Raw genomic sequence first — 4,662 nt, 5'->3', positions numbered from 1 at the left:
TACCGCAGCCAAGAATAACGGTAAATATTTATAAATCGAAACCTACGCAATGAATATCATCTCTGGGAGCCGGATGTGGGAAAACTACAAGTCCGGTTCTGCAGGGGTTTCATGGCAATGAATTACTCTTTATTTGAAAGGAAATAAAAGTCATGTCTCTACCTACCAAAAAAACAATTTCAATTTTATCTGGTGATGGTATAGGCCCTGAAGTTATGGAACAAACAATCCGTATCATCAAAAAAATTGAAACGAAATATAACCATGAGTTTACTTTAAATCATGCTTATATAGGAGGTGCAGCATTTGAAAAATATGGATGCCATTTTCCAGAAGTTACTTTACAGATTTGTAAAAATTCAGATGCCATTTTATTTGGATCTGTTGGCGGACCCATTTCAGAATCCCATGAAGCAAAATGGAAAGATTGTGAAAAAAATTCTATTTTGGCTTTAAGAAAGAATTTTCGATTTAGTTCTAATATAAGACCTGCAAAAGTTTATCCTGAGCTTCAAGACATTTGTCCTTTAAAAGAGAGTGTCATTGGAAAAAATGGGATTGATATCGTTATCGTTAGAGAATTGCTTGGTGATATTTATTTTGGTGAACATAAATCTTATATCATAGATAATATTAGAAAAGCGCATGATATTTCGGAATACGATGAAAAACAAATTGAAATTGTGGCTCATCAGAGTTTTAAATTAGCTAGACTCAGAAAAAATAAAGTAACATCTGTTGATAAAGCCAATGTTTTAGATACTTCTAAACTCTGGAGAACTATTTTAAATGAAGTCGCAAAAGAATATCCAGATGTTACTTTAGATCATATGTTAGTAGATAATTGTGCAATGCAGTTTTTTATAAATCCTTCCCAGTTTGATGTCCTTGTTACTTCAAATTTATTTGGTGACATTTTATCCGATGCCGCAGCTGCCATTCCTGGGAGTTTAGGATTAATGCCATCTGCAAGTTTTAATTTGGAAGGATTTGCTTTATACGAGCCCTCAGGTGGTTCTGCTCCTCAAATTGCAGGTAAAAACATTGCAAATCCGATTGCTCAAATACTATCTTTTGCCATGTTATTAAAACAATCTTTTCATCTTATTGAGGAATCAAACGCAATTGAACACGCGGTTCATTCTACTTTAAAAGCAGGTTATCGAACTCAAGATATATGCTTAAATAAATCAAATTCGATATCAACTTCAGAAATAACAGATAAAATTTTAAACTTTATATAAGGAATAAATACAATGTCATTAGAAAATAGAGATTTTGGTGAAATTTGGATGGATGGAAAATATGTGCCCTGGCAAGAAGCAAAAGTACATGCATTAACAAATACGTTACATTATGGAGCAGGAGTTTTTGAAGGAGTAAGAGCTTATGAATCTGATAATGATTCCTCTATTTTTCGAATGCACGATCATACAAACCGTTTATTTCAATCGGCTCATATCATTGGAATGAAAATTCCATTTACAAAAAAGGAAATAAATGATGCCCAAATTGAAATTTTAAAAAGAAATAAACTCAAATCTGCTTATATCAGACCAATGGCCTATTATGGAGGAGAAGCATTAGGTCTTTTAATGAATAAACTTTCTGTAAGAGTGATGATTGCAGCTTGGGATTGGGGATCATATTTGGGAGAAGAAAATATAATTCATGGGATAAAAGTAGGAACTTCTTCTTATACAAGAAACCATGTCAATAGCGTTTTATCTAAAGCAAAAGCGAATGGCAATTATTTAAATTCCATTATGGCGCGTCAAGAAGCTATTCATAATGGCCATCAAGAGGCTTTATTATTGGATCACCAAGGTTATGTCGCGGAAGGAAGTGGAGAAAATATTTTTGTTGTTAAAGATGGAAAATTATACACTCCAACTTTAACATCTGCCTTAGCAGGAATTACGCGAGATACCATTATTCATATTGCTCAAAATCAAGGTATGGAAGTAAAAGAAATTCAAATGACTCGTGACATGATTTATATTGCGGATGAAGCTTTTTTTACGGGAACAGCCGCAGAAGTAACACCAATTCGTGAACTTGATGGAAGATCAATTGGATCGGGCAAACGAGGAGAAGTAACAGAACATCTTCAAAAAACATATTTTTCAATTGTAAAAGGAAAAATGCCTGATTATGAAAAATATTTAACGAGATACAGTACATAATTTATTTATTTACTGTTTCGTTATCCATTTTATTCGCAATTTGCTGTTGAATTGCTTTTTTGAGATCGTTTTGTGTATCTCTTTGAGAATAACGTTTCATTTCTTCCATAATAAAATGTTTTGTTTGATATTGAGGATCTTTTAAAACAACTTGTTTCCCTAATCTGTTACTTAAATTAAAAACCAATGGTGCTTTTAAATTTGCACTCATTTTTTTAGGATCCATTGGAATTGTAACAATCACAGAAATAACAGCTTCATTTGGATTTGATAATTTTAAAGCAGAAACTTCTTCTTCAGTAACTTCTACCATATAGTCGGGCCTAAAAGACAAAGGACTTATTACGATAAAAGCCATTGCAGGATCTGAAACAGATTGAAGCCACTTAAATGGGGAGTCATTATCATGATCTAATAATATAAATTGATTAAGTTCAGGAAACCCAATAAGTCCTTCAGGGAGTGAAATCATATCACTTTCATTGACTTCAACTTCTCCGAAGCGTGATGTATTTATTTTCAAGCCAGCCTCCCTATTAAACAAAATTACATTCATTTATCAGGTTATGTGAGAAGCACAAATTGTGCAATAAGACCTAATTTTTTTATTGACGTGTCAATTATCCTGTCTTCCAGATGAATCAAAATGATATTCAAGCATTAACAAAATTTTATATTTAGGAATAACAGGAACAGCACCAGGGCTAATTGAAATATCACTTGATTGTCCATAGGGGGTTGATGTTTGATATCGGTATTCCAGTAACGCATTCCAAGATTCCAAAAAAGCTTGGGAGAATTTTATATCTAAAGCAGAAATTTGAAATCCAGGATAATAATAGGAAGATAATGAAGATGGAGGCACCGAACTTTGTTCTGCATAATATTTTATATAAGCCAAACTTAAGGAATTTGTTTTAAAATGAATCTTCTCTTCTATTCCAAATATTCTTCCTTCATTAAAAACTTCAGAGTCTAAATTTTTCCAATATTTCAAAAATATTTTTGAATAAATGAAATTTTTATAGTCAAGACTAAAATCACTATAAAAATTTACAATTCTATATTTTTGATCGTGATACGTTACGGTCTTATCAATATACTGCTCGCGCCCAATACTTAGGGAACTTAGTGCATAGTCAGGATCCGAAAATTGATCATAGTTTGATTTCAAATTTAATTTTAATTCTAAATTTTCAGAACTCATTTTTGAATTTAAATCGAGTTCTAGTCTTGTTCTCTCAATATTTGTTGCTGTTGATCTATTCGATTGATAAGAATAGACAGACAAAAGATCTTGCCTGACAATAATAAAGGGATTTATTTCTGGATCTTTATAAAAATCAATTTTTGAATATAAAGAATAATACGGCCAATATAGAGGTGTTGTTTCATCGGGTGTATCAGGAAACCTACCAGCTTTAAATTCGAGTTGATTAAAAATTTGATAACGTAACCAAAGTTCTGCTATTTTTGAAAAATCATAATCACGTAATGGGACTTCAATAAATCCATCATCTTCTCTTGAAGGTGATTGTGTCATAATTTTAAATTTAGCTTCCACATTTTTATTTTCTTCAAATGGTCTAAATAAAAGAGAGAAACTCGATTGAAGAATCCCTGTCTGAAAATTGTTCATATAACCAACATTACCAACACCAAAAGTAACAGTTGATTCCCAATCTTTTTTTATTTCTTTTGCATAAATTTTAGATATAAAAATGGTTAAAAGTAAAAATAAAGCTCTGAAATAAATCTTCCGATAACTTTTTAAAGTCAAAAATAGAATCAAGATGTGGAGTATCATATGCCGATATTAGATGACCTCAACAAAAGGAAAAAAGATCTTGAATCAACAATAGAATCGTTGCACGAACTGATTGAAAGAAGAAATGCAATTCTTGCTAGTGTTGAAAGGTTGGCATTTGATCGAGTCATATCAAGAAGACGAACACTTTTAAACTTAAATAGCAAAGGTGATATGGTAAATTATATGCATCGTTCTACTAAATCTTTAGATCTTGAGTCTAAAAATAGTCGGAGATGTTTATTTATTTTAACTTCAAGAAAACGTTATCTTATAAAAATACTAGATGAAGTCATTGAAAGAATAGATGAATTACAAAGTCCAAATGATGATTTTGTCCCAAAAGAAACTGCCTAGTAATCATATTTTTCCCATTTACTCCAATAAATATTAAAAATATAATTAACATATAGATACTATAGCGCAATTTTGCAGTGCAATTTATTCATGGTTGATAAATTTATGAATAAAGAAAAAATGAATAATATATTAAATAAAATAAAAAGCAATTGGCGTTTCTTATTTATTATTACGATTTCAGTCATTGTTGCTATAACTACAATTTTTTTTATTGGTAGGTAGAGACATGACTTTTATTTCCTTTCAAATAAAGTAATTCATTGCCATGAAACCCCTGCAGAACCGGACTTGTAGTTTTCCCACATCCGG

General features: G+C 31.2%; 5 protein-coding genes. 3 read left to right on the top strand and 2 right to left on the bottom strand.

The window, feature by feature from the left end; genetic code table 11:
- The first annotated feature begins 152 nt into the window (after nt 1-152).
- Together leuB and ACIQ56_RS14625 are read left to right on the top strand one after the other, a co-directional pair.
- Nucleotides 153-1,244, top strand: coding sequence for a 3-isopropylmalate dehydrogenase (gene leuB / locus ACIQ56_RS14630; protein ID WP_397601784.1), 1,092 nt, complete (start codon nt 153-155; stop codon nt 1,242-1,244).
- A 12-nt stretch (nt 1,245-1,256) separates the two neighbouring features.
- On the top strand, nt 1,257-2,186 hold the full coding sequence (locus ACIQ56_RS14625) for a branched-chain amino acid transaminase (RefSeq protein WP_397601783.1): 930 nt from the start codon (nt 1,257-1,259) through the stop codon (nt 2,184-2,186).
- A 1-nt stretch (nt 2,187) separates the two neighbouring features.
- Here ACIQ56_RS14625 and fliW read toward each other — a convergent pair whose 3' ends face one another.
- Complete coding sequence (gene fliW / locus ACIQ56_RS14620) at nt 2,188-2,709, bottom strand: flagellar assembly protein FliW (RefSeq protein ID WP_153421006.1); 522 nt, start codon at nt 2,707-2,709, stop codon at nt 2,188-2,190.
- 93 nt (nt 2,710-2,802) lie between these two features.
- Nucleotides 2,803-3,978, bottom strand: a complete 1,176-nt coding sequence (locus ACIQ56_RS14615) for a hypothetical protein (RefSeq protein ID WP_397601782.1) — start codon at nt 3,976-3,978, stop codon at nt 2,803-2,805.
- A 15-nt stretch (nt 3,979-3,993) separates the two neighbouring features.
- On the opposite strand from ACIQ56_RS14615, the gene ACIQ56_RS14610 reads away from it, so the two are divergent.
- Nucleotides 3,994-4,350 carry a hypothetical protein gene (locus tag ACIQ56_RS14610; RefSeq protein ID WP_397601781.1) on the top strand — a complete coding sequence of 119 codons (357 nt, stop codon included), beginning with the start codon at nt 3,994-3,996 and terminating at the stop codon, nt 4,348-4,350.
- The last annotated feature ends 312 nt before the right edge of the window (nt 4,351-4,662 follow it).

This window comes from Silvanigrella sp., from assembly GCF_044369315.1.
Classification (GTDB): domain Bacteria; phylum Bdellovibrionota_B; class Oligoflexia; order Silvanigrellales; family Silvanigrellaceae; genus Silvanigrella.
This window is presented reverse-complemented; position numbering and strand designations above follow the sequence as displayed.

What these genes read in the sequence shown, in the direction of transcription:
- leuB (WP_397601784.1), top strand. Translation starts at nt 153, where the DNA reads ATGTCTCTACCTACCAAAAAAACAATTTCAATTTTATCTGGTGATGGT.
- ACIQ56_RS14625 (WP_397601783.1), top strand. Translation starts at nt 1,257, where the DNA reads ATGTCATTAGAAAATAGAGATTTTGGTGAAATTTGGATGGATGGAAAA.
- ACIQ56_RS14610 (WP_397601781.1), top strand. Translation starts at nt 3,994, where the DNA reads ATGCCGATATTAGATGACCTCAACAAAAGGAAAAAAGATCTTGAATCA.